A 1,484-nucleotide genomic window follows, 5' to 3' on the forward strand; every position below is an offset into this window, starting at 1 on the left:
GGTGCATTGTATAATTAAATGCACGGGCTAATAAAAAAATGACACATACTTGTTCCTCTGATAAAATGTTAAGTAACCACACTTAAACATTAAGGAGGCACAAATATGCGTCAAAGTAATTATATCATAGAAAGAGAAAAAGGGAAACATTTAAAACTAGGAGCTCGTAAGATTATTGCTCATTTATATAATAAGCAAAATAAAAATTATAGTGAAATAGCCCGAGAAATGAACTGTCATAGGACAACAATAAGCCGAGAAATAAAAAAGGGTTTAACTACTTTTAAAAACGCAGATTGGTCTGATAGAGAAGTTTATGTGCCAGAAATAGCCCAAGGGGTATATGATGAAAATGCAACAGCAAAAGGACCAAAGTTAAAGATAGGTAAAGATTTTGATATGGTAGATTACATTGAAGAGAAAATAGAAAAAAAGTATTCACCAGAAGTAATAGCAAATGAGATAAATGAAAGTGATCAATTTAAAACAAGTATACATTATAGAACAATATATAATTATATAGACAGAGGTATTTTATTAATAGATAAAGATGACTTAGTTTATGGTAATTATCGAAAGAAGAAGAAAAGAAAGAGGGAAAGCCAAAGCACTAAAAATTATAAACAGAATAGAACTATAGGAGATCGTCCAGAGATTGCAAATCAAAGAAAAGAAGTTGGCCATTGGGAAATGGACTTAGTAGAAGGTAAAAAAGATAAAGATGAACCAAATTTACTTGTATTAAGTGAAAGAACTACTCGTAAAGAGATAATTGAGAAGATACCGGATAAGACACAAGAGTCTGTAATCAAAGGTCTAGATCGGATTGAGAGGCGTCATGGTGTAGTTAAGTTTAGAGAAATATTTAAAACTATTACTACTGATAATGGTTCGGAATTTAAGAACTATGAGGGTATAGAAGAATCATTTACAGGAAGTAATATTTCAAGAACAAAGCAGTATTATTGTGATGCATATTGTAGTTGGCAAAGAGGGACTAATGAAAATATAAATAAAATGATTAGAAGATTTTTACCAAAGGGATCAAGCTTTAAAGGTTTAACGAGAAACGAAGTCAAAAAGATACAAAAATTTATAAATACGTATCCTCGAAAGATGTTTGGATTTAAAACATCTAGAGAAATATTTAAAGAAAAAATATCGGTTGCTTAACAAATATAATTTTATTCTAAATACCACAGTAAAATCAGATACAATTTTAATTGTTTTCCTTAGCTGAAGATTATAAAATATTTTTTAGATCAGTACAAGGATAAAGGCTTTGCCCGTGCTATCGCACGTCCTTGACAGATTTAAAAAATATATTTTGAGTATTTGTAGGGAAAACAAATGAATTATTATTTAAAGTATTGATATATAATTATTATAGATAAGCAGATCATTTATTTTTATGTAAAATTTTGGATAAATAAACAGAGGACAATTTTTTTAGAAAAACCGTGCATTTAACCTTGCAATTCTCA

At 28.9% G+C, this 1,484-nt stretch carries 1 protein-coding gene; it reads left to right on the plus strand.

The window, feature by feature from the left end; genetic code table 11:
• The first annotated feature begins 105 nt into the window (after positions 1–105).
• Positions 106–1,173, plus strand: coding sequence for an IS30 family transposase (locus tag B5D41_RS13945; protein WP_078811228.1), 1,068 nt, complete (start codon positions 106–108; stop codon positions 1,171–1,173).
• The last annotated feature ends 311 nt before the right edge of the window (positions 1,174–1,484 follow it).

This window comes from Selenihalanaerobacter shriftii (assembly GCF_900167185.1).
Taxonomy (GTDB): domain Bacteria; phylum Bacillota; class Halanaerobiia; order Halobacteroidales; family Acetohalobiaceae; genus Selenihalanaerobacter; species Selenihalanaerobacter shriftii.